This window comes from Methylobacterium aquaticum (assembly GCF_001043915.1).
Lineage (GTDB): Bacteria > Pseudomonadota > Alphaproteobacteria > Rhizobiales > Beijerinckiaceae > Methylobacterium > Methylobacterium aquaticum.
In genome coordinates this window covers 1-23,453 of the sequence record NZ_LABX01000015.1, presented here as the reverse complement: position 1 = coordinate 23,453, position 23,453 = coordinate 1, and the positions used below count along the sequence as shown (strand labels likewise).

General features: G+C 69.6%; 23 protein-coding genes. 12 read left to right on the top strand and 11 right to left on the bottom strand.

Annotation, left to right across the window (positions count from 1 at the left end; genetic code table 11):
- Positions 1–62 precede the first annotated feature (62 nt).
- The 3 genes from purM to VP06_RS01980 all read left to right on the top strand — a co-directional run bounded on the left by purM (position 63) and on the right by VP06_RS01980 (position 2,295).
- On the top strand, positions 63–1,139 hold the full coding sequence (gene purM / locus VP06_RS01990; RefSeq protein ID WP_048462158.1) for a phosphoribosylformylglycinamidine cyclo-ligase: 1,077 nt from the start codon (positions 63–65) through the stop codon (positions 1,137–1,139).
- A complete protein-coding gene (purN, locus tag VP06_RS01985; protein ID WP_048462157.1) occupies positions 1,136–1,810 on the top strand; it encodes a phosphoribosylglycinamide formyltransferase in 675 nt (224 codons plus the stop codon). The genes purM and purN overlap by 4 nt, the downstream gene beginning before the upstream one ends.
- A 128-nt stretch (positions 1,811–1,938) precedes the next feature.
- Positions 1,939–2,295, top strand: a complete 357-nt coding sequence (locus VP06_RS01980) for a hypothetical protein (RefSeq protein WP_048462156.1) — start codon at positions 1,939–1,941, stop codon at positions 2,293–2,295.
- Positions 2,296–2,399: 104 nt separating this feature from the next.
- Here VP06_RS01980 and VP06_RS36945 read toward each other — a convergent pair whose 3' ends face one another.
- Positions 2,400–2,555, bottom strand: coding sequence for a hypothetical protein (locus tag VP06_RS36945; protein ID WP_197093106.1), 156 nt, complete (start codon positions 2,553–2,555; stop codon positions 2,400–2,402).
- Between the two features lie 412 nt (positions 2,556–2,967).
- Entirely contained in the window at positions 2,968–3,390 is a 423-nt protein-coding gene (locus tag VP06_RS01975) for a hypothetical protein (protein ID WP_245291010.1), read from the bottom strand.
- Positions 3,391–3,547: 157 nt separating this feature from the next.
- On the opposite strand from VP06_RS01975, the gene VP06_RS01970 reads away from it, so the two are divergent.
- From VP06_RS01970 to VP06_RS01945, 7 genes are all read left to right on the top strand, one after another.
- Positions 3,548–4,312, top strand: coding sequence for a hypothetical protein (locus VP06_RS01970; RefSeq protein WP_156295412.1), 765 nt, complete (start codon positions 3,548–3,550; stop codon positions 4,310–4,312).
- 27 nt (positions 4,313–4,339) lie between these two features.
- Complete coding sequence (gene pyk, locus VP06_RS01965; protein ID WP_048462153.1) at positions 4,340–5,773, top strand: pyruvate kinase; 1,434 nt, start codon at positions 4,340–4,342, stop codon at positions 5,771–5,773.
- Between the two features lie 228 nt (positions 5,774–6,001).
- Positions 6,002–6,415 carry a DUF4864 domain-containing protein gene (locus tag VP06_RS01960; RefSeq protein WP_048462152.1) on the top strand — a complete coding sequence of 138 codons (414 nt, stop codon included), beginning with the start codon at positions 6,002–6,004 and terminating at the stop codon, positions 6,413–6,415.
- Between the two features lie 63 nt (positions 6,416–6,478).
- Positions 6,479–7,891, top strand: coding sequence for a threonine synthase (gene thrC / locus VP06_RS01955; protein WP_048462171.1), 1,413 nt, complete (start codon positions 6,479–6,481; stop codon positions 7,889–7,891).
- A 13-nt stretch (positions 7,892–7,904) separates the two neighbouring features.
- On the top strand, positions 7,905–9,200 hold the full coding sequence (locus VP06_RS01950) for a M16 family metallopeptidase (RefSeq protein WP_048462151.1): 1,296 nt from the start codon (positions 7,905–7,907) through the stop codon (positions 9,198–9,200).
- A 29-nt stretch (positions 9,201–9,229) separates the two neighbouring features.
- The gene (locus VP06_RS35850; protein ID WP_156295411.1) at positions 9,230–9,376 is read left to right on the top strand and encodes a hypothetical protein; all 147 of its coding nucleotides are present in this window, start codon (positions 9,230–9,232) and stop codon (positions 9,374–9,376) included.
- 247 nt (positions 9,377–9,623) lie between these two features.
- Complete coding sequence (locus VP06_RS01945; RefSeq protein ID WP_048462150.1) at positions 9,624–12,506, top strand: EAL domain-containing protein; 2,883 nt, start codon at positions 9,624–9,626, stop codon at positions 12,504–12,506.
- Positions 12,507–13,425: 919 nt separating this feature from the next.
- Here VP06_RS01945 and VP06_RS35845 read toward each other — a convergent pair.
- On the bottom strand, positions 13,426–13,869 hold the full coding sequence (locus VP06_RS35845; protein ID WP_156295410.1) for a hypothetical protein: 444 nt from the start codon (positions 13,867–13,869) through the stop codon (positions 13,426–13,428).
- Positions 13,870–14,014: 145 nt separating this feature from the next.
- Positions 14,015–14,395 (bottom strand): response regulator, encoded by a 381-nt coding sequence (locus tag VP06_RS01940; protein WP_048462149.1) that lies wholly within the window; start codon positions 14,393–14,395, stop codon positions 14,015–14,017.
- A 218-nt stretch (positions 14,396–14,613) separates the two neighbouring features.
- Here VP06_RS01940 and VP06_RS01935 point away from each other — a divergent pair, with 218 nt between their 5' ends.
- Both VP06_RS01935 and VP06_RS01930 read left to right on the top strand, forming a co-directional pair.
- Entirely contained in the window at positions 14,614–15,063 is a 450-nt protein-coding gene (locus VP06_RS01935) for a hypothetical protein (protein ID WP_053081491.1), read from the top strand.
- A 57-nt stretch (positions 15,064–15,120) separates the two neighbouring features.
- On the top strand, positions 15,121–16,101 hold the full coding sequence (locus VP06_RS01930; RefSeq protein ID WP_048462148.1) for a ferredoxin reductase domain-containing protein: 981 nt from the start codon (positions 15,121–15,123) through the stop codon (positions 16,099–16,101).
- A gap of 27 nt (positions 16,102–16,128) precedes the next feature.
- On the opposite strand, the gene VP06_RS01925 is transcribed toward VP06_RS01930, so the two are convergent.
- The 7 genes from VP06_RS01925 to VP06_RS01895 all read right to left on the bottom strand — a co-directional run bounded on the left by VP06_RS01925 (position 16,129) and on the right by VP06_RS01895 (position 23,306).
- On the bottom strand, positions 16,129–16,704 hold the full coding sequence (locus VP06_RS01925) for a P-loop NTPase family protein (protein WP_048462147.1): 576 nt from the start codon (positions 16,702–16,704) through the stop codon (positions 16,129–16,131).
- 73 nt (positions 16,705–16,777) lie between these two features.
- Positions 16,778–17,641 (bottom strand): MBL fold metallo-hydrolase, encoded by an 864-nt coding sequence (locus tag VP06_RS01920; RefSeq protein WP_048462169.1) that lies wholly within the window; start codon positions 17,639–17,641, stop codon positions 16,778–16,780.
- A gap of 131 nt (positions 17,642–17,772) precedes the next feature.
- Positions 17,773–18,651, bottom strand: a complete 879-nt coding sequence (locus tag VP06_RS01915) for an S-methyl-5'-thioadenosine phosphorylase (protein ID WP_048462146.1) — start codon at positions 18,649–18,651, stop codon at positions 17,773–17,775.
- Between the two features lie 65 nt (positions 18,652–18,716).
- Complete coding sequence (locus tag VP06_RS01910; protein ID WP_048462145.1) at positions 18,717–19,628, bottom strand: cytochrome c1; 912 nt, start codon at positions 19,626–19,628, stop codon at positions 18,717–18,719.
- A 91-nt stretch (positions 19,629–19,719) separates the two neighbouring features.
- Positions 19,720–21,006 (bottom strand): cytochrome b, encoded by a 1,287-nt coding sequence (locus tag VP06_RS01905; protein WP_048462144.1) that lies wholly within the window; start codon positions 21,004–21,006, stop codon positions 19,720–19,722.
- Between the two features lie 42 nt (positions 21,007–21,048).
- Positions 21,049–21,612: a ubiquinol-cytochrome c reductase iron-sulfur subunit gene (gene petA, locus VP06_RS01900; protein ID WP_048462143.1), complete on the bottom strand. Its 564-nt coding sequence runs from the start codon at positions 21,610–21,612 to the stop codon at positions 21,049–21,051.
- 389 nt (positions 21,613–22,001) lie between these two features.
- Positions 22,002–23,306: an MFS transporter gene (locus VP06_RS01895; RefSeq protein WP_048462142.1), complete on the bottom strand. Its 1,305-nt coding sequence runs from the start codon at positions 23,304–23,306 to the stop codon at positions 22,002–22,004.
- Positions 23,307–23,453: the final 147 nt, after the last annotated feature.

Here is a 23,453-nt window from a genome sequence, read left to right as displayed (position 1 = left end):
CGCGGGCAAGAGCGGCTAAGAGCGGTCGCAGCATATGAAGGATCGAGGCGAAGGGTCGAGGGATGACGACGGGCGAGCGCCAGAACGGGATGACCTACGCGGAGGCCGGTGTCGACATCGATGCCGGCAACGCCATGGTCGAGGCGATCAAGCCCCTGGTGCGGGCGACCCGCCGGCCCGGGGCCGATGCGGAGATCGGCGGCTTCGGCGGGTTGTTCGACCTGAAGGCGGCGGGCTTCACCGACCCGATCCTGGTGGCGGCCAATGACGGCGTCGGCACCAAGGTCAAGATCGCGATCGAGACCGGGCGCCATGCCACGATCGGCATCGACCTCGTGGCGATGTGCGTCAACGACATCATCGTGCAGGGCGCCGAGCCGCTGTTCTTCCTCGATTACTACGCCACCGGCAAGCTGGTGCCGGGTGTCGGCGCCGACATCGTCAAGGGCATCGCCGAGGGCTGCCGCCAGGCCGGCTGCGCGCTGATCGGCGGCGAGACCGCCGAGATGCCGGGCCTCTATGACGGGTCCGATTACGACCTCGCCGGGTTCGCGGTCGGCGCGGCGGAGCGCGGCGCGCTGCTGCCGGTCTCCGGCATCGCGCCCGGCGACAGGGTGCTGGGCCTGCCCTCGTCGGGCGTGCACTCGAACGGGTTCTCGCTGGTGCGCCGGATCGTGGCGGCATCTGGCCTCGGCTACGATGCGCCTGCGCCCTTCTCGGACGGCATCAGCCTCGGCGAGGCGCTGCTGGAGCCGACCCGGATCTACGTCAAGCCGCTGCTGGCCGCCCTGAAGGAGACCGGCCACGGCGCCATCAAGGCGCTCGCCCACATCACCGGCGGCGGCTTTCCCGACAACCTGCCCCGGGTGCTCCCCGACGGCGTCGGCATCGCCCTCGACCTCGACGCGATCACCGTGCCGCCGGTCTTCGGCTGGCTCGCCCGCCAGGGCAACGTCGCCGAGGCCGAGATGCTGCGCACCTTCAATTGCGGCATCGGCATGGTGGTGGTGGTCGATCCGGCCCGGGCCGAGGCGGTGGAGCAGGCGCTTCGGGCGGCCGGCGAGGCGCCGGTCCGCCTCGGGCGGATCACCCCGCGGGGCGAGGCGCCGGTGACGTTCTCAGGCAAGCTCGCCCTATGAGCACGCGCGCCCGGATCGCGATCCTCATCTCGGGCCGCGGCTCCAACATGGTGTCGCTGATCGAGGCCGCCCAGGCACCGGACTACCCGGCCGAGATCGTGCTCGTCGCCTCGAACCGGCCGGACGCGCCGGGCCTCGCCCGGGCGGCGCAAGCCGGGCTCGCCACCGTGACGGTCGATCACCGCGCCTTTTCCGACCGGGCCGCCTTCGAGCGGGCGCTCGACGCGGCCTTGCGGGAGCACGGCGCCGAACTCCTGGTGCTCGCCGGCTTCATGCGGGTGCTGACGCCCTGGTTCGTCGAAGCCTGGGCCGGGCGGATGCTCAACATCCACCCCTCCCTGCTGCCGCTGTTCCGCGGCACCCACACCCATGCCCAGGCGCTGGCCGCCGGGGTGCGGGTGCATGGCTGCACGGTGCATTTCGTGGTGCCGGAGCTCGATGCCGGTCCGATCGTCGCCCAGGCCGCCGTGCCGGTGCTGCCGGGGGACGACGAGGACGCCCTGAGCGCCCGGGTGCTGGTGCAGGAGCACCGGATCTATCCCGCGGCGCTTGCCCTGGTGGCGAGCGGGCAGGCCCGCCTCGACGGCGGCCGGGTGGTGTTTTCGGAGGGCAGCGGAGCCGCCGAGGGCGCCTTGCTGGTGCCGGGGCTCGCCTGGTCGCGGTCACGGTGACGCAGCCCCGTCGGAAGGAATCGTAAACCTTTCGAGCCAGGATCGCGGGGCCCGGCGTTATCTGGCACCGGGCCGCTTGCGTTCTTCCGTTACCCGGGCCGTCGGGCCTGCACGAGATCATCCCTCACATGTCCAGAGCGTCGCGCATTCTCGGCTGGCTGATCCTCGCCGCCATCACGGTGGCGACGATCGCGCCGATCGGATACCGGCCGGTCAGCGGCATGCCGGTCTCGATCGAGCGAGCCGGTGCCTTCGCGCTGCTCGCCTTCCTGTTCGCCCTCGGCTATCCGCGCCACCGCTGGCGGGTGCTGGTGCTGGTCGTGGCGGCGGCGGGCGCCCTCGAGGCGTTCCAGCTGCTCGAGGCGACGCGGCACGGCCGCGTCGCGGATTTCCTGGTCAAGGTGTTCGGCTGCGGCTGCGGCACGGCGGCCTCGCTCGCCGCCGACATGGTCTGGCCCCGCCTTCGCACCCGCGGCGAGGCGTGACCGCTGAGCAGACTTGCGTTGGCAAGCCAACGCTTCGTCCGCTTAGGTTATTGGTTGGTCGCAGATTTTTTCGCAACACCGGCCACCACTTCTGCGAAATCTGCTTAATTGATGCTGTAGGCGCGCTCGATGACGACGCCGCAGCTCTCGGCCAGGCTGAATGCCATCTCGCGGGTCAGGCCGAAGATCAGCGGCGTCTCGCCGCGATAGAGCGTGTAGCGGCCGTCGGGCCGCACCGTGATGCGTACCGCCTCATGCATGGCTGCCTCCTCCATGGCCGGCCCATTCTCGTGCGGGCCAGATCAAGGGCGGGGAGTTTAAGCCAATTCGGGACGGCCGCGAAGGGCTCAGGCGCCGGATTGCGGATGGGGCACGATGGTGGATCCCTCCTCCGGCGCGGGGCGGCACGACGGAGCGGGTGAACAGGTCGAGCGCCTTGTCGCTGACCGTGAATGCGTGCGCGCCATCGGCATCGGCGCGACTTGCACACTACCTCATCGGGCTCAGCCGATGCGTGGCGTCCGCCTCACGAAAGACCGTGCCCATCACGGCACAGCTCTCCAGCCTGTTGGCGGCCAATCCAGGACCACGGACAGACCGGCACTTCGCAGCGCCACCCGTCACGCCGCGGAAAGGTCACGGCGAAGACGCTGGCCGTGACCAGAACTTGCGTCACGCGGCGGGAACGATGGCGGGCCGCCAAGACCCGGCGGACGAGCGGCGGGAGGGGGGCGTGCTCGCCGCGACCCGTTGCAGCGCCATCTCGGCGCCGCGGCGCGATTGCTTGAGGGCGACAAGGGCCGACCAGCGCATCGCCACCTCGTGCCGGGCGACGAGCCGGCCGGCGGCATCGTAGCGGCGCCAGCCGCAGCGTCCCTGCCCGGCTTCGTCGGTCTCGTCATAGGTCTCGTAGCGAGCGACCAGGATGCCGGCGGCATCGAACTCGTCGTGGTACCAGCGCACGCCGTCCAGCGGGGCGCCACGACTGCGCGATCCCCGGATCACCAGACGATGCTCGACCGGGATACGGAAGATCGTCTCGAAGACGGGCGGCTGGAACAGCATGACCGTCGATACCCCGCTCTGTATCGTCACCGAAAGGTTTCTCCGCGACAGGGTGCGTTGCAGCATAGCCGGCGTCAAGAGCGCGGCACCGCGGCACGCGAGTCTTGTCGGCGGAGGACGGGTGCTCCTTTGGTCCAAGATGCCCTAGCTTCCGCGGCGGTGTCGCCACGGGCGAGGGGATGAGCGGATGCGGGACGGGAGACAGCAGGGCGGGCCATGGCGGACGCGGCGCCGGCGCCGCGCGGGGCTGATCGTGATGGCCTGGCTCGCGGGGCCGGGGGCGGCCCTGGCCGCGGAGGGCGATTGCGTCGATTACGGCCCGCTCGGCGCCGGCGCGGGGCCGCGCCTCGGCACGATCAAGAGCGGCGAGGCCCGGGTGCCGTTCGTCAAGGGCACCTCCACGCGCAAGGGCTGCCCCGGGCCCGATCCAGCCTGCCGCGAGAAGGCGTTCCTGGTGCCGGGCAACCTCGTGATCCTCGGCAACACCCTGCCGGGCTTCGTCTGCGCGACTTACGTCGGAAAGACCGGCGCGGTCCGCGCCGGCTGGGTGCCGGAGACCGCCGTCGTCCCGCCGCCCACCTCGGCAGCGCCCTCCGTGACGGATTGGACCGGCACCTGGACGGCGCCGGAACAGACCGTGGTGATCCGGCCGGGCAAGGCGCCCGGGACGCTCGGCGTCAAGGGCGACGCCACCTTTGGCGCCCTCGATCCCGACCGCGTGCGCCGCGGCGCGGTGAATATCGGCGAGGTCGCGGGCGAGACGGCTCCGACGGGCGCGGACCTCGCCTTCACCATGGGGGACAAGGGCACCCTGCCCTATTCGGCCGGCGATCCCTCCGATTGCCGCTTGCGCCTGAAGCTGCTGCCGCCCTTCCTGCTCGCCGAGGACAACGCCGCCTGCGGCGGCATGAACGTGACCTTCACCAACGTGTATCGCCGCACCAAGCCCTGAACAGACGACGACCAAGGAGCGATTGCCATGCGCCGCCACCGCCACGCCAAGATCGTCGCCACCGTCGGCCCGGCCAGCAACACGCCGGAGCGGCTGAAGGCCCTCTTCCTCGCCGGGGTCGACACCTTCCGGCTCAACTTCTCCCACGGCACCCACGACGACCACGCCAAGGTCCACGCCGCCATCCGGGCCCTGGAGAAGGAGACCGGCCGGCCGATCGGCATCCTCCAGGACCTGCAAGGGCCAAAGATCCGCATCGGCACCCTGCGGGGCGGCAAGGCCGAGCTGGCCACCGGCGACCGCATCCGCTTCGTGCGCGAGGGAAGAGAGGGCAGCACTGATGCGATCCCGCTGCCGCATCCCGAGATCTTCGCCGCGGTGGCGCCGGGCCAGGACCTGCTCATCGACGACGGCCGGGTCCGGGTGCGAGTGGTGGGTGTCGACGATACCGCGATCGACGCCGACGTGGTGGTGGGCGGGCCGATCTCCGACCGCAAGGGCGTCAACCTGCCGGGCACGGTGCTGGCCCTCTCGCCGCTCACCGAGAAGGACCGGCGCGACCTCGCCTTCGGGCTCGATCTCGGGGTGGACTGGGTCGCCCTGTCCTTCGTCCAGACCCCCTCCGACGTGATGGAGGCGCGCGGGCTGATCGCCGGCCGGGCCGGGCTGATTGCCAAGATCGAGAAGCCTTCGGCGCTCGACCACATCGAGGACATCATCCGCATCGCCGACGGCGTGATGGTGGCCCGCGGCGATCTCGGCGTCGAGCTGCCGCCCGAGGACGTGCCGGGGCGCCAGAAGGAGCTGGTGCGGGCCTGCCGCCGGGCGGTGAAGCCGGTGATCGTGGCGACGCAGATGCTCGAATCGATGGTCTCGGCGCCCTCCCCCACCCGGGCCGAGGCGTCCGACGTGGCGACGGCGGTCTATGACGGCGCCGACGCGGTGATGCTCTCGGCGGAATCAGCCGCGGGCAAATACCCGATCGAGGCGGTCTCGATCATGGACCGGATCATCCGCCGCACCGAGCAGCACCGGCTCTACCGCTCGCTCGTCCGGGCGAGCGAGCCGGAGGTCGAGGACAGCCCGCCCCACGCGGTGGCGGCCGCGGCCGCAACTCTCGCCGACGCGATCGAGGCGGCGGCGATCGTCGCCTTCACGTCGAGCGGCACCACCGCCGCCCGCATCGCCCGCAAGCGCCCGAACGTCCCGATCCTCGCGGCGACCTCCGACACGGCGGTGTCGCGCCGCCTCAGCCTGTACTGGGGCGCCCATTCGGTGCTCGGCCCGGAGATCGATTCCTACGAGGCGATGGTCGCCCGCGCCGCCGAAGTCGCCGAACAGGAAGGCTACGCCCAGGCGCCGGACCTGGTGGTGGCGGTGGCCGGCATCCCGTTCGGCCGGCCGGGAACGACCAACAACCTGCGGGTGGTGGAGCTGGGGCGGAAGGCGAGCGGGGTGTAGCCCCCGCATATCGGCCGGCGATACTCGGACGCTCTGCGTCATCCCGGGGGGCGCCGCGCAGCCCGGGATGACGCAAGGAGGGACGGATCATCAGCCCGAAGCGAGATGCCGGTGACCGGCCTCCGCTCCGCAGCCTCAAACCATTCGGCCAGCGAAAAGTTGTGCACGCGCGATCGGCCTGCTACACCGGGAGCGTCTCGATCACGGGATCCCCGGAGGGCCCTGCCCATGCGGACCCTCGTCGCCCTGATGACCCTGCTCGCCGCCGGTCAGGGCGCGCGCGCCGCGGACGGCGACCGGGAGGCGGCCCGCGCGGCGATCCTGCGCCAGCAGGAGGCGTTCCGGCGTGACGACGCGGCCGCCGCCTATGCCGAGGCGGCGCCCGCCATCCGGTCGATCTTCGGCAGCCCCGAGACCTTCATCGGCATGGTCCGGCAGGGTTACGCCGCCATCTACCGCAACCGCCACTTCGCGTTCGCCACCGACGAGGACCGGCCCGACGGGAGCCGCGCGCAGGGCGTGCACATCCAGGACCAGGACGGCACCGACTGGGAGGCGCTCTATACCCTGGAGCGGGACGCGGACGGGGCGTGGCGGATCGCCGGGTGCCGCCTGCGCAAGGCGCCGGGCGCGCGTGCCTGAGCCGCGGGCTGACGCGCACCGCGGTTTCGTGTAGGCCCTGCGCCAGCTTCAGGACTGATGACCGTGCTCCATGTTTCGACCCGCGGCAGCGCCGCGCCGCTGACCTTCACCGACGCGCTGCTGGCCGGCCTCGCCCGCGACGGCGGCCTGTACATCCCGCAAGCCTGGCCGCAGATCGCGCCGGAGACCATCGCGGGCCTCGCCGGCCGGCCCTATGCGGAGGCCGCCAAGACCGTGCTGTCACCGCTGGTCGACGGCGAGATCGAGACAACCGATTTCGACCGGATGATCGACGAGGCTTATGCCAGCTTCCGGCACCCGGCGGTCTGCCCGCTGACCCAGCTCGGCGACAACCTCTTCCTGCTCGAACTGCATCACGGCCCGACGCTCGCCTTCAAGGACGTGGCGATGCAGCTCCTCGGCCGGCTGATGGACCACACGCTGAAGGCCAAGGGCAGCCGCGCCACCATCGTGGGCGCCACCTCGGGCGATACCGGCAGCGCCGCCGTCGAGGCGTTCCGCGGCCTCGACAACGTCGACGTGTTCATCCTCTATCCCCACGGCCGGGTGTCCGAGGTGCAGCGCCGGCAGATGACCACGGTGGATGCGGGAAACATCCACGCGCTCGCCGTCGAGGGCACCTTCGACGATTGCCAGGCGATCGTGAAGGCGCTGTTCCAGCATCCTCGCTTCGCCGAGGAGGTGCGGCTCTCGGGCGTCAACTCGATCAACTGGGCCCGGGTCGCCGCGCAGGCGGTCTACTACTTCACCAGCGCGGTCGCGCTCGGCAGCCCGCACCGCCCGGTCTCGTTCTCGGTGCCGACGGGCAATTTCGGCGACATCCTGGCCGGCTGGGCCGCGAAGCGCATGGGCCTGCCGGTCGGCCGGCTGATGATCGCCACCAACGCCAACGACATCCTGGCCCGCACCCTGGCGACCGGCTCCTACCAGGTCCGCGGCGTGGCGCCGACCACCTCGCCCTCGATGGACATCCAGGTCTCGTCGAATTTCGAGCGCCTGCTGTTCGAGGCACTCGACCGCGATGCGGTTTCCGTCAACCGGCTGATGGCCGGCCTGAAGCAGTCGGGCGCCTTCGCCCTCGACGACCGCACCCTGGCGCGGATCCGCGCCGAGTTCGACGCGGCTTCGGTGCCCGAGGACGAGGTCGTGGCCGAGATCCGCGACGTCTACCGGGGCACAGGCCAGATCATCGATCCGCACAGCGCCATCGGCGTGCGCGCCGCCCGCACGCTCCTTAAGGAGGATCCGGCAACGCCCGTGGTGGCCTTGGCGACGGCGCATGCGGCGAAGTTCCCGGATGCGGTCGAGGCCGCGACCGGCGTGCGCCCGGCCCTGCCGCCGCACCTCGCCGACCTCATGGCGCGGCGCGAGCGCTTCACGGTGCTGCCCAACGACGAGGCGGCGGTGGAGCGCGCGATCCGCGAGCGCGCCCGCATCCTGACGAGCGCCGCATGAACGGGACCGCCGCATGAACCAGCATTTCGCGACGCTCGGCGCCTCGCCGGACCTCAAGATCACCCGCCTGGCCAATGGCCTCACCGTCGTCACCGAGGCGATGCCGGGGCTCGCCACCGCGACCCTCGGGGTCTGGGTCGGGGCCGGCTCGCGCAACGAGCGGCCGGAGGAGCACGGCCTCAGCCACCTGATCGAGCATATGGCGTTCAAGGGCACCGCGACGCGCTCGGCCAGGGCGATCGCCGAGGACATCGAGAATGTCGGCGGCGACATCAACGCCGCCACCAGCGTCGAGCAGACGAGCTACACCGCGCGCGTGCTCGGCGAGGATGCCGGGGTCGCCCTCGACGTGCTCGGCGACATCCTGACCCGCTCGGTCTTCGAGGCCGGCGAGCTGGCCCGCGAGAAGGGCGTGATCCTCCAGGAATACGCCGCCGTCGAGGATACGCCGGACGACGTCGTCTACGACGCCTTCACGGAGGCGGCCTTCCCCGACCAGCCGATCGGCCGGCCGATCCTCGGGCGCCCGGACACCATCGAGAGCTTCGACAAGGCGGCGATCGAAGCCTATCTCGCCCGGGAATACACCCCGGGGCGCATGGTCCTGGCCGCGGCCGGCGCCGTCGAGCACGACGCGATCGTGGCAGCGGCGGAGGCGCATTTCGGCGCCATGCCGGCGGGCGACGCGCCGGAGGCGGTCCCGGGCCAGTATCGCGGCGGCGAGCGCCGGATGCCGCGCAAGCTCGAACAGGCCAATCTCGTCCTCGGCCTGCCCGGCCGGTCGTTCCGGGACGAGACCTACTACGCCACCCATCTCTTCGCGCAGGTGCTCGGCGGCGGGCTGACCTCACGGCTCTGGCACGAAGTGCGCGAGACCCGCGGCCTCGCCTACGAGATCCACGCCTTCCACTGGCCCTTCAGCGATTGCGGCCTGTTCGGCATCGGCGCCGGCACCGCCGGCCGCGACCTGGCGGACCTCGTCGAGGTGACGCTCGGCTGCCTGCGCGAGGCGGCGGAGACGGTCGATGCCGCCGAACTCGCCCGGGCCAAGGCGCAGCTCAAGGTGGCGTTGCTCTCGGCGCTGGAGACGCCGGGTGGCCGCATCGAGCGCACGGCGCGGCAGCTCCTCGCCTGGGGCCGGGTGATCCCGGCCGCCGAGGTGATCGCCAAGGTCGACGCCGTCACGCCCGACGACGTGCGTGCGGCCGGGCGCGCGCTGATCGCCGGTGCGCCGACCCTCGCGGCAATCGGGCCGGTCAAGACGCTCCAGAGCCTGGAAGCGGTCAGGACGGCCCTCCGGGCGGGGTGATCACGCCGAGGCCAAGCAGATCTCGCCGATTGAGCCTCGCCGGCCGGCCGATCCTCGGGCACGTCGTGGCGAACTGCCCGACTCACGCGCTGACCTTCGCGTTCCCGACCGAGCTGATGCGCCACCCGGAATGCGGGGGGCTGGTCCCGATCGCCGACGTGGCGTCCGGTCCCTGACCCACAAGCACCGATCACGGAGGGATCGGCACCGATCGCCAAGGGATCGGCACCGATTACGGTGCAATCGGCACAACTTGATTTGGCCGCAAAGGGGAGCGATCGAAGCCCGTCGACGGTCGCGCTCGCGGGCGGCAGGGGAGATCCGAGGCCTCCGCCTTGCTCGGAAGCTTGGGCGTCAGTACGGTCCGGCACCTCCCCGAGCCGCCCCGTGGCCGTCCTTTGTCCGGTCGGAAGACGCCGAAGCTTGCGCACGCTCTCACTCGTCCTCGCCTGCCTCGCGGCCCTCGCCGGGTTGCTCATCGCCGCGCCGGAGGCCCGCGCGGTCGAGGCCGTGCGCGTCACCCTCGATTCGCAGGCCATCGACCTCACCCCGGCGATCGAGCGCTACCGCTCGGACGGCGACCTGATCCAGATCTCCACGGCACCGGGCAAGGACGGCATCGTGCGCCGCATCGCCGTGAAGGCGCGCGAGACCGGGGCACGGCCGGACTGGATGGTGTTCGCCCTCACCAACGACACCGACGAGCAGATCGACCGCCTGCTGGTGGCCCCGCATTTCCGCCTCGTCGGCTCCGGCGTGGTCTGGCCCGATCTCGGGGGATCCCGCATCGCCGCCATCACGGCGAGCCAGGGCATCCGGCCCGAGCGCGACGAGAGCCCGGATGCCGACCAGTTCGTCATCACCCTCGATCCCGGGACCACCGTCACCTTCGTGGCGGAGCTGCGCACCCCCAACGTGCCGCAGGTCTATCTCTGGGACCAGGATGCCTACCGCAAGAAGGCGACCGGGCTCACCCTCTACAAGGGCATCATCATCGGCATCGCCGGGTTGCTGGCGCTGTTCCTGACCATCGTGTTCGTGGTCAAAGGCGCGATCATCTTCCCGGCGGCGGCGGCGCTTGCCTGGGCGGTGCTGGCCTATGCCTGCATCGATTTCGGGTTCTTCCAGCGCGTGTTTCCGGTCACCGAGGTCGCCGAGCGGATCTACCGGGCCTCCGCGGAAGCCGTGCTCGGCGCCACCCTGCTGGTGTTCCTGTTCGCCTATCTCAACCTCGCCCGCTGGCACGTGCGCTACAGCCACGTGGCGCTGATCTGGCTCCTGTTCCTCGGCGGCCTCGTGGGCCTCGCCGTGATCGACCCGCCGGTGGCGGCGGGCGTCGCCCGGATCTCGATCGCCACCGTGGCGGGCATCGGCCTGCTGCTCGTCGTCTATCTGGCGATCCACAACGGCTACGACCGGGCGATCCTGCTGATCCCGACCTGGCTGCTGCTGCTCGCCTGGGTGGTGGCGGCGGGCTTCGCCATCACCGGCCAGCTCCATAACGACCTCGTCCAGCCGGCGCTGATCGGAGGCCTCGTCCTGATCGTGATGCTGATCGGCTTCACGGTGCTCCAGCACGCCTTCGCGGGCGGGGGCTTGGGCAATAGCCTCGTCTCCGACACCGAGCGTCGGGCGCTGGCGCTCACCGGCGCCGGCGACGTGGTGTTCGACTGGGACGTGCCGGGCGATCGGGTCTTCGCCGGCCCCGAGATCGAGGGGCAACTCGGCCTGAAGCGCGGGGCGCTGGAGGGGCCGCAGGCGAACTGGCTCTCCCTTCTCCACCCCTTCGACGTCGAGCGCTATTCCGCCGCCCTCGACACGGTGATCGAGGAGCGCCGCGGCCGCATCTCCCAGGATTTCCGCCTGCGCTCGACGGCGGGGCCCTATTACTGGTTCCGGCTCAAGGCGCGGCCGGTGATCGGGACCGACGGCGAGGTGGTGCGGATCGTCGGCACCATCGCGGACGTGACCGAGGCCAAGATCGCCGAGGAACGGCTGCTGCACGACGCGGTGCACGACAACCTGACCGGCCTGCCCAACCGCGAATTGTTCAACGACAGGCTCGATGCCGGCCTGGCGCTCGCGAGCCAGGACCCGCGCCTCAAGCCGACCTTGTTCGTGATCGACATCGATCGGTTCAAGCAGGTCAACGACGCGATCGGGCTCTCGGCGGGTGACTCGATCCTGCTGACGCTGTCGCGCCGCCTCAACCGCCTGCTGCGGCCCCAGGACACCCTGGCCCGGATCGCCGGCGACGAATTCGCCATCATCCTGCTCTCCGAGCGCGACCCCGACCGGATCATCGCCTTCGCCGACAGCATCCGCCGAGCGATCACCACGCCGATCACCTATGCCGATCGGGAAATCTTCCTGACGCCCTCGATCGGCGTCGCCCTGCACGAGGCCGGGGCGGTGGTGAAGCGCGACGACGTGGTGAAGAACGCCGAACTCGCGATGATCAACGGCAAGCGCCAGGGCGGCGACCGGATCGAGGTCTACCGGCCGACGATGCGCTCCGACCGTGGCGAGCGGATGATGCTGGAGAGCGACCTGCGCCGGGCGCTGGAGCGCAACGAGATCAAGGTGCTGTTTCAGCCGATCGTGCGCCTGGAGGACCGCACCGTGGCGGGCTTCGAGACGGTGCTTCGCTGGGACCATCCTCGGCTCGGGCGCGTCGTCCCCCAGGTCTTCCTGCCGATCGCCGAGGAATCCGGCCTGATCGTCAATCTCGGCGTCTTCGCGCTCGAGCGCACCGCCGCCGAACTCGCCGCCTGGCAACAGGCGCTCGTGGTCGAGCCACCGATCTTCGCGTCGGTCAACCTGTCCTCGCGCCAGCTCCTGCGCCACGACCTGCTGCACGACGTGAAGACCGTGCTCGCCCGCACCGGCGTCGTCCCCGGCTCGCTCAAGCTCGAGCTGACCGAGGCGCTGGTGATGGAGAACCCGGAATACGCCGCCCAGATGTTGGCCCGGATCCACGAACTCGGCGCGGGCCTGTGCCTCGACGATTTCGGCACCGGCTATTCGGCGCTGACCTACATGCAGCGCTTTCCCTTCGACACGATCAAGATCGACCAGTCCTTCGTGCGCCAGATGGCGAATGGCCGTTCCGGCATCCTGCGCTCGATCGTCCGAATGGCGCAGGAGCTCGGCCTCGAAATCATCGCCGAGGGCGCCGAATCGGAAGCCGATGCCCTGGCCCTCGCCGAGGTCGGCTGCGACTACGCACAGGGCTTCGCCTTCGGCGAGCCGATGTCGATCCTTCAGGCCCGGCAACTGGTCGGGGCGGCGCCGGAGGCGGCGTAGAGGGGCGAAGTGGCGCGGCGGCAGCGGCGGGCCGAAGGGCAGCCGCGGAAGGCCACTCGGACGAGCATGGAAACGCCGTCACATCGGGTCCAGCGAGGGGCGCATCCGCGGACGCGACGGGGGCAGGCCGTGATCGGCCCGGGCTGGTCGGGCCGACCCCGCGGGAATGGGACGGCTGCCCTAAAGACATGACGAGCGCGGCAGCACAGAAGAGCCGCCGCACTCGGATGGGATGCGAGACACTGTTCCAATAGGCAACGGTCGTTTCCAACGACCGTTGTTTTTATTAGACATGGACGAAGATCGCCTCCGACGAACAGAGACGAGGGCTTCACGTGTCACCGGCGATGCGCGAAAGCACGTTCCGCCCGAAACTTTCCGTCTACCGTTTGGTGGCTTGCAGGATCAATAACACTCGACACAACCGTTATAAAGGTGGACGGTGCTGCTTGAGTGGACATAGCGGGTCGGCAAGCGCTGCACCCGATACACGTTCACATTGCGGATCAGCGCGACGTTCCGATGGTGAATGCGGTTGACGGTGTGCAGCCTGACGATCGGACGGATCCGAGTGATGTGATAGATCGACCGTGTCCTGTACACGAAATTCGTACGATAGATGTCGCGATACCGCGTATAGGTTGAATACTTGTTAATAGTCCGAACGCGGTAACTAGGCGTGACCGGATAATAAGTTACGGTGTCCGGAACACACTCGAAGCAGTCCGCCTGTGCCGTGGACGGCGTCACGACAAATGCAGCCACTGCGATCATAACGGCATATATTGCAGAGATATACCTTGCCATGGTCAAACCCCCTGAGCTTTAGCGTCAGCACCGGTCGTTTACCAAAAATTAACGGCCAACCCAAGCCGTATCGGTATTCTGCGTAGTTTGCCGATACTGCCATATAGTAATATCATGATCTAACAAGATTTGCTTTTGCTTGATACGGCAAGACGTGCGGCACGGAGCCGCCAATCACGCCGCCGCGACCCACGACTGGACCAGCGCCATATTTGAAGACAATAAATGTCTTCGTAAATTTTTTTGTTTTTCGTATTTGGATTGCCTTGACATCCAAAATGAAATTCCGGTCATTGCGCCTTTGCATATGCTTTTTTCCAAGATATCCGCCAAATGAAGCCAATCGGCGACGCATGGCGCAAGCAATAATGCCTCCTCTTGATTTATGTGATTTGACAATGAACCGATCATCTTGGGTCGGAAAGTCAGGCGAGCGCCCGAAATCTGCCGCAAGCAGGCGACACGATCCGGGCTCGCCCGCGAAGCAGGGCAGAGCGGGACGAGACCGCCGCGAGGCATACGACGCATCCCGACGAGATCTCTCGGCGGCCGCCACGCGAGATCGCGACGCAAACGTGGTTCGCCGTGAGAGGGAACGGCACCGGCGCCACGCTCCGCAGAGCGGCATGGCAGAACTCGGCTTGTCGCCTTGTCTTTGCATCATCTCCCGCAGAAGCGGTGACCGCTTCGGCGAGTGATGCTCAGGGTCGGCTCAGCCCTGCCGGCTCCGCACACAGCGCCCCCAACGCCTCCACCAGCCGGTCCGGGTTCAGCGGCTTCCTCAGCATCGGCAGGTCCGGCCACATCAGCCGCATCGCGCGGGGCAAGACCCCGCCGGTGCAGATCAGGACCGGCACACCCTTGGCGATCAGGGATTCGGCAGTGGGCGTCGCCTCGCCGTCGGCGAGGTTGAGATCGAGGATCGCCACGTCGATCGTCTCGATGTCGATGAGGGCGAGGGCCTCGCGGTTGGTGCGGGCCGGGCCGACGGCGTGGCCGTTCGCGCCGGTCACGATCTCGGTCAGTTCCAGGGCGACCAGCGCCTCGTCCTCGACGATCAGCACCCGTCGTCCGTCCAGCATCGCGATCTCCGTGGTGCCGGAGCGGGCGAATCGGCGTCCGCTCCGGGTATCATCGGGCAGAGTGTGTCGGCGGTTTCATCCGGTCAATCATGCGAATGCGTCGGTGTCATTTAAACGCTCCTTAACCATGACGACAGCATCGTCAGCCTGGCCGTGATCGGATGCGGCGCGCCCCGGGAGGGCGTGGTCCGGGCGGTGCGAGGCGCGGAGAAGCGGCAATGGGCGAGGCGATGTTCGACATCTCGGGCCAGGAGCGGAGCGGCCCGGATTTGAGTGGGCGGAGCGGCCCGGATCTTCTGGGGCGGAGCGGCCCGGATCTGAGTGGCCGGAGCGTGATGGACATGAACGCGCGGAGCGGCCCGGATTTCGATCTGGTGCGGCGCCTGCTCCTTCCGCCGGGCTGGATCGGCGCGCGCCCCTACCGGCTGCCGCCGCCCGACGAGATGGAGATCGAGGAGATCGACGACCTCGTCGCGAAGCTCGAGGCGGAAAACAAGCTGATGAAGGCCGTCCTGCGCTCCGAGCGTGAGGCCGCCGCAGAACTGCGCGCACAGGTTGCGGCCTTGACGACCCAGCAGGCGCAGGAGGAGACGATGCAGCACGACCTGCGCACCGACCGCGACCGCTGGGCGTCCCTGGTCGAACGCCTGCTGTTCGCGCCGCGCTGACGGCGTGGCGCATCCCTCGTCCCGTCACACCGCCAGATCAGTTGCACGGAGACGGCCATGAGCCCCCGTTGCTCGCTCGTCGTCAACGGCAAGACCGTCCGTGTGGCGACCGGCGACACGCCCCTCGACGCCGCACTGCCCCGGACGGTGGCCGCCGGACGCGATGGCGTCATCCAGGATTCCGTTCTGCCGGAGGTGCTGCCGCGCCTGCGCAACACCAGCCGTGCCCGGCCCCGCCTCGGCGACGGCGCCGCCACGCGGCCAGGCCCGGCCCCCTCGCCGCTCGCCGTCCTGCGCACCGCCAAGCGCGCCGGCGCGCTGCTCGCCGCCACCCCGCTCTCGGGGGCGGTGATGGAGGTGGTGGTCACGGTCACCCGCGCCCTCGACATCATCCCCGGCCAGGCCGTGGAACTCGCCTTTGCAGGGCTGCCCGCCCGGCCCTACTGCCCGACCCAGCGCATCGACGGCAACACCGAACTCAACGAACTCGTCTTCCACCTGCGCCGCGACCGCAGTGCTCTCGGCCGCGCCCTCGGCGAGGCGGTGCAGCCCGGCCACGCGGTGCGGATCAAGGGGCCCGTCGGCGGCACACCGTACCGACCCGGCCCGGGTCGCCTCGTGCTGGTCTCGGCCGAGACCGGCTTCGCGCCGATCTGGGCCATCGCCCGGGCGGCGCGCCACCTCGAGACCGGGCGCGAGATGGTGGTGGTGGCCGGCGCCGCCGATGCCGACGACCTCTACATGCGCCCCGGCCTCGACTGGCTGCGCGGAACCGGCGTGCAGCAGATCACGCTCGCGGCGAGCCGCGACCGCCGCGGCCAAGCCGACGTGCGCCACGGCCCCGTCACCGCCCACCTGCCGACCCTGCGCGGCAGCGACACCGTCCACGTCGCCGGCCCACCGGACATCGTGCGGGCAATCGAGCGGCTCTGCGACAGCGTCGGCGCGTCCTGCGCCGCCCTGCCCTTCCTGCCCGCCCGCAGCCGGGCCCGGAGCCTCGTCACCCCGGGGGATACGGAGGCGCAGTTCGGGCTGTGAGGCGCCCCACCGGGCCGGTCGAGACCATTACGGCGGCGCCCGGTCGGCGATCAGGGCGAGAAGCCTCCCGGCCTCGTCGCGCGACCGGATCACGAGCGTCGGGACGCGCGGGCCGTGAGCCTCCAGGTTGCGGGCGATCGCCGGCGCGGTGTCCCGCTCGAAGTTCCAGACGTCGCTCAGGAACTCGCGGTCGGGCCGTCGCTCGGGGCAACCCGGTGCCATGTCCGGCCGCGTCCGGCCACGATGCGCGACGCCGCGGCGGAACACTCCGACGAGGCAGGTCAGCCGCGGCAGGCGCAGCCAGATCACCAGATCGGTCCGCGGCAGGCGCAGGTCCAGGCTGGACGGAAAGCTGCCATCCATGATCCAGCGGTCTTGTGCCACGGCCGCGGCGATCAGCGCGCGCATCTCGTCGCGGGGCCGGGCCACCCAGCCGGGGAGCCAGCAGAACTCCCGGTCCATCGAGAGATGTGGCAGGTCGAGCCGCTGGGCGAGCGCAGCGGACAAGGTCGACTTTCCGGCCCCCGAGCCCCCGACGACCAGCACGCGCCGGGCGGAGCGGAGCCGGTCACCCGCCTCCTGCACCCCGACGCAAGACGGCATCGCACATCTCAGCCCCGACCCCAGCCGGCATCCCCCTACGGCACGCCGGCCAAGCCGCCGATCGTGACGGGTCTCAGGTCAACGACGCGACCGGCACCGGAGAGGCGTGCGGCCGGCCGGCCAGCATGGCGTCGATCAGCGCCAGCACCTCCGGCCGCCCGACATTCGCCGCCTGCTCGAACGGCGTCCAGGTCTGGTGGAAGTCGAGGGCGGCGAAGACCGCGCGGTAGCGGGTCAGTTCGGCGTGGGTCAGCGGGACGCCGCGCACGAACGCCTTGTGGGCCGAGATCGTCAGCGCCTCGCGGGAATTCTGCGGGTTCAGCTCGAACTTGAAGGCGTCGCCGCAGAATACGATGCCGCGGGCGCGGTCGTGCAGCACGGCGTGGCCGTCGAAATGGCCGGCCGTGCGGTGGAGCACCAGCCCCGGCAGGGGCTCCAACTCGTCGTCGTAGGGCCAGGAGACCTGGAGCGCCGGGCTCCAGGTGAAGTCGGCCGCCGGCAGGCACAGTTCGGGGTCGAAGCGGTCCTGGAGCTGGGGCAGCGCGCCGTAGCTGTGAGGATGCGACGCCGACAGGACCGCGATGCCGCCGAGCGCGGCGATATGGTCGAGCGCCGCCTCGCTGAAGACCGGACAGCCCTCGAAGCCCAGATTGCCGTGGGGCGTGACGATCAGGTAGGCGCTCGGTCCGATGCCGGTGACCGGCTCGTTCCAGAACTTCCACACGCCCGCCTCAACCTCCTCCCAGTGGCAGGGGAAGGAGGCTTGGGCCTCCGCGACGGTGCGGAAACGCCAGCCGTCCTGCGGCACCACGTGGCGGGCGTCGAGGCAGAGCGGGCAGCTCGGCGGGGCCGCGAAGTGGCGCTGCCAGAAGCCGCAATTGTCGCAGACGAAGGCGGGGAGAGCGAGGGCGCCCGCGAAGGGCAGGTAACCGGGCACGCGCGAGACCTGATCGAGGGCGAGAGGTGCCGGCGCATATAGGTGCGGCGGCACGACCGTCGATGGAGGCGCGGCGCCGCTCCCCGAGGCCGTCAGGTCGGGCGCCGCGATGACGGGGCCGCGGGCTTCCGTCAAGTGTCGGCCAGCACCCGGGCGCAGACCGCATCCAGCTTGGCCATGAGGGCCGGGTCGCGGTGGCTCGGCGCGGTCATGATGGCGCCGTCGAGGGCGCGGTGGGACCCCGCCGGGCAGGGCTCGCGCTCGGCCGGGAAGTCGCGGGCGAGGCGGCTCACCAGGCGGGCGGCCTTCGCGGCGTTGGCACGCGCCACCGCCACCACGGCGGCGACATCGACCGCATCGTGCTCCAGGTGCCAGCAATCGAAGTCGGTCACCATCGCGATCGTGGCATAGGTGATCTCGGCCTCGCGGGCGAGCTTGGCCTCCGGCATGTTGGTCATGCCGATCACGTCGTAGCCCTGCGCCTTGTAGTTAAGCGACTCGGCGTAGGAGGAGAATTGCGGCCCCTCCATGCAGACATAGATGCCACCGGTCTTCACCGCGATCTCTTCGGCCTCCGCCGCGGCCCGGATGCGGCCCTGCAATCCCGGACCGACCGGGTGGGCCATCGAGACATGGGCGACGCAGCCATTGCCGAAGAACGACGAGGGCCGGCCGACCGTCCGGTCGACGAACTGGTCGACGAGCACGAACAGGCCCGGATAGAGTTCCTGCCGGAACGAGCCGCAGGCCGAGAGTGCCACGATGTCGGTGACGCCCGCACGCTTCATCACGTCGATATTGGCGCGGTAGTCGATGCCCGACGGCGACAGCCGGTGGCCGCGGCCATGGCGCGCCAGGAACACCACCTGGGTCTCGCCGATGCGGCCGATGCGCAAGGCATCCGACGGCTCGCCCCAGGGCGAGGCGATCCGCTCCTCGCGCACCTCCTCCAGCCCAGGCAAGTCGTAGACGCCCGACCCGCCGATCACTCCGAGCACGGCCTTGACCATCAGGATTCTCCTGCACAACGAAAGAGGCCCCTTGCGGGGCCTCTGGATGGGTTCGGAACCGGCAGTTAGCTGGTCTTGTGCAGCTCGGGTTGCAGCCCGTGCGTCTCGCCGCCGACGTCGGACCAGACCTTCTTCTTCACGTAGTAGAGCAGGCCGGACAGGACGATCAGGAACAGCAGCGCCCGCAGGCCCAGCGACTTGCGCGCCACGAGATGCGGCTCCGCCGTCCACATCAGGAAGGCGGTGACGTCGCGCGAGTACTGGTCGACGGTCTCCGGCACGACCGGCTTGCCGTCCGCGCCCTTGGCATAGGTCACCTGACCGTCGCTGAGGGGCTTGGGCATCGCGATGACGTGGCCCGGATAGAACTCGTTGTAGTGGCCGCCCTCCGGCACGGTCACACCCTTCGGCACTTCCTCCTTGTAGCCGTTGAGGAGGGCGTGGAGGTAGTCGGGGCCCTGCTCGGTGTAGCCGATGAAGGGCAGCCAATCGATGATGAACCAGAGGCCGCCGCGGGCGAAGGTGCGGGCCTTGGCCATCAGCGACAGGTCCGGCGGCGCCTTGCCGCCATTGGCGGCGGCGGCGGCCTGCTCGTTCGGGAACGGCGCCGGGAACTTGTCCGCCGGGCGGCCGGGCCGCTCGAACATGTCGCCGGAATCGTTCGGTCCGTCCTTGACCTTGTACTCGGCCGCCAGCGCCTTGACCTGGGCGGCGGAGAAGTCGGGCCCGCCCTCCTCTTCCAGGTTGCGGAAGCGGATGTAGTTCAGGCTGTGGCAGTTCGAGCAGACTTCGCGGTAGACCTGGAAGCCGCGCTGGAGCTGCGCCTGGTCGAAGGTGCCGAACATTCCCGAGAAGGTCCACTTCTCGCGGTGCGGCAGCGGCCCGTGGTCCTCCGCCGAGGCGGCGCCGGCCGACAGGAACGCGGCGAAAGCGGCCGCCAAGAGAGCCTGTGTCCCGAGAGCACGTGTTCTGATCATTCCCCTCGATGCCCCTTGCGGCGTCGTTAGTGCGTCATCACGATCGGAGAGCGGGCGGATGCGCGCAGCACCCGCCCGCCCGAGGCATCCATCAGCCCTTGGTCGGGGGCGCGGCGGTGGCGCCCGCCGGCATGCCGGAGGAGCCGACCTGCTTGCCCGGACCGGTGACGCTCTCGAGGATCGAGCCCGGCAGGGGCTTCGGGGTCTCGAAGAGGCCGACCAGCGGCATCACGATCAGGAAGTGGGCGAAGTAGTAGAAGGTGGCGATGCGCGAGGCCAGCACGTAGCCGCCCTCCGGGGGCTTCGAGCCGAGCCAGCCGAGCAGGAAGCAGCAGAAGATGAAGACCCAGAAGAACTGGCGGTAGATCGGCCGGTAGTTGGCCGAGCGGACCCGCGAGGTGTCGAGCCACGGCGCCAGCGCCAGGATGATCACCGCGCCGAACATCAGGATCACGCCGCCGAGCTTGTCCGGCACCGCGCGCAGGATGGCGTAGAAGGGCAGGAAGTACCACTCGGGCACGATGTGCGCCGGCGTCACGGCGGGGTTCGCCGGGATGTAGTTGTCGGCGTGGCCGAGGTAATTCGGCTGGAGGAAGATCCAGTAGGCGAAGAAGACGAAGAACACCACCACCGCGAACACGTCCTTGATGGTCGCGTAGGGGGTGAAGGGCACGGCGTCCTTGCCGGTCTTGATCGGGATGCCGGTCGGGTTGTTCTGGCCGGTGACGTGCAGCGCCCAGACGTGCAGGACGACGACGCCGGCGATCATGAACGGCAGCAGGTAGTGCAGCGAGAAGAAGCGGTTGATGGTCGGGTTGCCGACCGAGTAGCCGCCCCAGAGCAGGCTCTGGATCGTGTCGCCGACGATCGGGATCGCCGCCAGGATGTTGGTGATGACGGTGGCGCCCCAGAACGACATCTGGCCCCACGGCAGGGTGTAGCCGAGGAACGCGGTCGCCATCATCAAGAGGTAGATGATGACGCCGAGGATGTAGAGCACCTCGCGCGGGGCCTTGTAGGACCCGTAATAGAGGTTGCGGAACATGTGCGCGTACACCGCGATGAAGAACATCGAGGCGCCGTTGGCGTGCATGTAGCGCAGCAGCCAGCCGTAATTCACGTCGCGCATGATGTGCTCGACGGAGTTGAACGCCTCGGTGGCCGAGGGCTGGTAGTGCATCGCCAGCCAGACGCCGGTGATGATCTGCGAGCCCAGCATCGCCATCAGGATGGCGCCGAACGTCCAGAAGTAGTTCAGGTTGCGCGGAACCGGGAAGGCGATGAACGAGGAATGGATCAGGCCGGCGATTGGCAGCCGGGCCTCGAACCACTTCGCGAAGCGGCTCTTGGGAACGTAGGTGGTGGCGTGTGCGCTCATGGGGCAGCCCGCGTCTGGCGTTACTTCACGATCGGCGTCGAATCAGGCGGTGGCGCCTTCGCCGATGCGGACCTTGGTGTCGCCCTGGAAGGCATAGGGCGGGATCGGCAGGTTGATCGGCGCCGGTCCGCGGGTCACGCGGCCCACCGCATCGAACTGCGAGCCGTGGCAGGGGCAGCCCCAGCCCTCGTGGCCATTGGCATTGGCGATCGGCACGCAGCCGAGATGGGTGCAGTTGCCGTAGGCCACGAGCCAGCGCTCGTGGCCCGCCTTGACGCGACCCGCGAACGGGGCCGGGTCGATCAGGCTCGCCGGGGCGACCGCCTTCATGTCGGCGACCTCCTTCTCGGTGAGGTGGCGCACGAAGATCAGCTTGCCGCGCCAGAACACGTTGACGATCTGGCCGTCGGCGATCGGCGTCAGGTCGACGTCGATGGGAGCGCCGGCCGCGATCGTCTCGGCGTCGGGAGCCATCGAGGCGACGAAGGGCCAGGCCAGAGCCGCGGCCCCGACCACGGCGCCCGCGCCGGTGGCGAGGAACAGAAAGTCCCGGCGGGTCGACCCGTGGGGATGCGCAGCGTCGGAGGGGGCGACGGTGGTGGCCAAGTTCCGGCTCTCCCGAAAATCGTTAACGGCGCGGGCCGCCGCTTGCGCGGCGCCCAGATCTTCTTCTTCACAAGGCGTCGAGGCCCGCGGGAAGGGTCGGCGGGGTTTCGATCCCCGATCCTGGCGGACCGAAGCATCTCCCCACTCGTGGCGGCAATGCGACCGGGCGTCGCCGCGCGGCTAGCTCTGTTGCACGGTCAAGCCTCGGAATAAAGGGCGAAAAGGGGGCTGGATCCGGAGGAATTCCAGATTCCCGGGCAGTGTGTTCCTGGAGGCCGGGACGGCCCTTCCGGGCCGGGTCTTGCATGTCGGGACGGCCCTTCCGGGCCGGCCCGTGTGGGTTCCTGGACCCGGGACGGCCCTTCCGGGCCGGCCCGATCGGCAAGAGCCTACTCGGCCGGGGCGCCGACGCGACCCGGCGCCGCGGGTGCGCCGGTCTGACTCAGGCGCAGGACCGTGACCATTCCGACGATGCCCGCGCAGGCGATCAGCAGCAGGCCGCCGGTGAAGCTGCCGGTCCAGTCCTTGATCGCGCCGACGGCGTAGGGGGCGACGAAGCCCGACAGGTTGCCGATCGAGTTCACCACCGCGATGGCGCCGGCAGCGGCGGCACCCGACAGGGTTTCGGTCGGTAGGGTCCAGGTGATCGGCAGCGCGCCGAAGATGCCGAGGGCTGCGCCCGAGAACAGCACCACCTTCAGGATCGGGTCGCCGACGAGGGCCGCCCCGATGGTACAGACCGACGCGCAGGCGAGCGCCGCGGCGAGGTGGTAGCGCCGTTCCTTCCTGGCGTCCGAGCGCCGGCCCCACCACAGCATGCCGACCGTGCCGACGGCATACGGGATGATCATCACGAAGCCGGTCTGGGCGTTGGTGAGACCGAACGCCTTGAAGATCTGCGGCAGGAAGAAGCCGAAGGCGTAGAGCAGCGCGACCGCGCCGAAATACACCACCGCGATGGCGAGCACGCGCGGGTTGAGGATCTCCTGGGTCAGCGGCACGTGCCCCTGGTGCGGGTTGCGGGCGGCTTCAGCGGCCAGCGTCCGCTCCAGCCATTCGCGCTCGTCGGGAGCGAGCCATCGCGCCTCGGCCGGCCGGTCGGTGAGGTAGAGGTAGGTCATCACCGACAGGACGATCGCCGGCAGCGCCTCGATCACGTAGAGCCACTGCCAGCCCTTGAAGCCGAGCACGCCGTCGAGTTCGAGCAGCAGGCCGGAGATCGGCGAGCCGATGACGCTGGACAGCGGGATCGCTACCATGAACAGCGAAACGATGCGGGCCCGGTAGGCTGCCGGGAACCACAGCGTCAGGTAGAAGATGATGCCCGGGAAGAAGCCGGCCTCGGCCGCGCCGAGCAGCAGGCGCATGATGTAGAAGCTGGTTTCGCCGCCGATGAAGGCCATGCCGCCGGAGATCAGGCCCCAGCTCAGCATGATGCGGGCAATCCAGCGCCGCGCCCCGAACTTCTCCAGCGCCAGGTTCGACGGCACCTCGAAGATGAAATAGGTGATGAAGAACAGGCCGGCGCCGAGGCCGTAGGCAGTGGCCGAGATATTCAGGTCCCGGTTCATGCTCAGCGAGGCAAACCCGACATTGACACGGTCGAGATAGGCCACGAAGTAGCAGACGATCAGGAACGGGATCAGGCGCCAGCTGACGCGCCTGATGGTACGGGCTTCGATGTCGGTCGTCACGGCGTTGTCCTCCCGGCCGATTGTTGTTGGGTCACAGTGGGGTGAGGCCGGGTCGCCAAGATTCCGGCTCTGGCGCCCGGGATGACCGGATTGCTCCCGATTGGCAAGGAGCGACGATACGCGGAGGCAGGGGAATCGCTTCAGCTT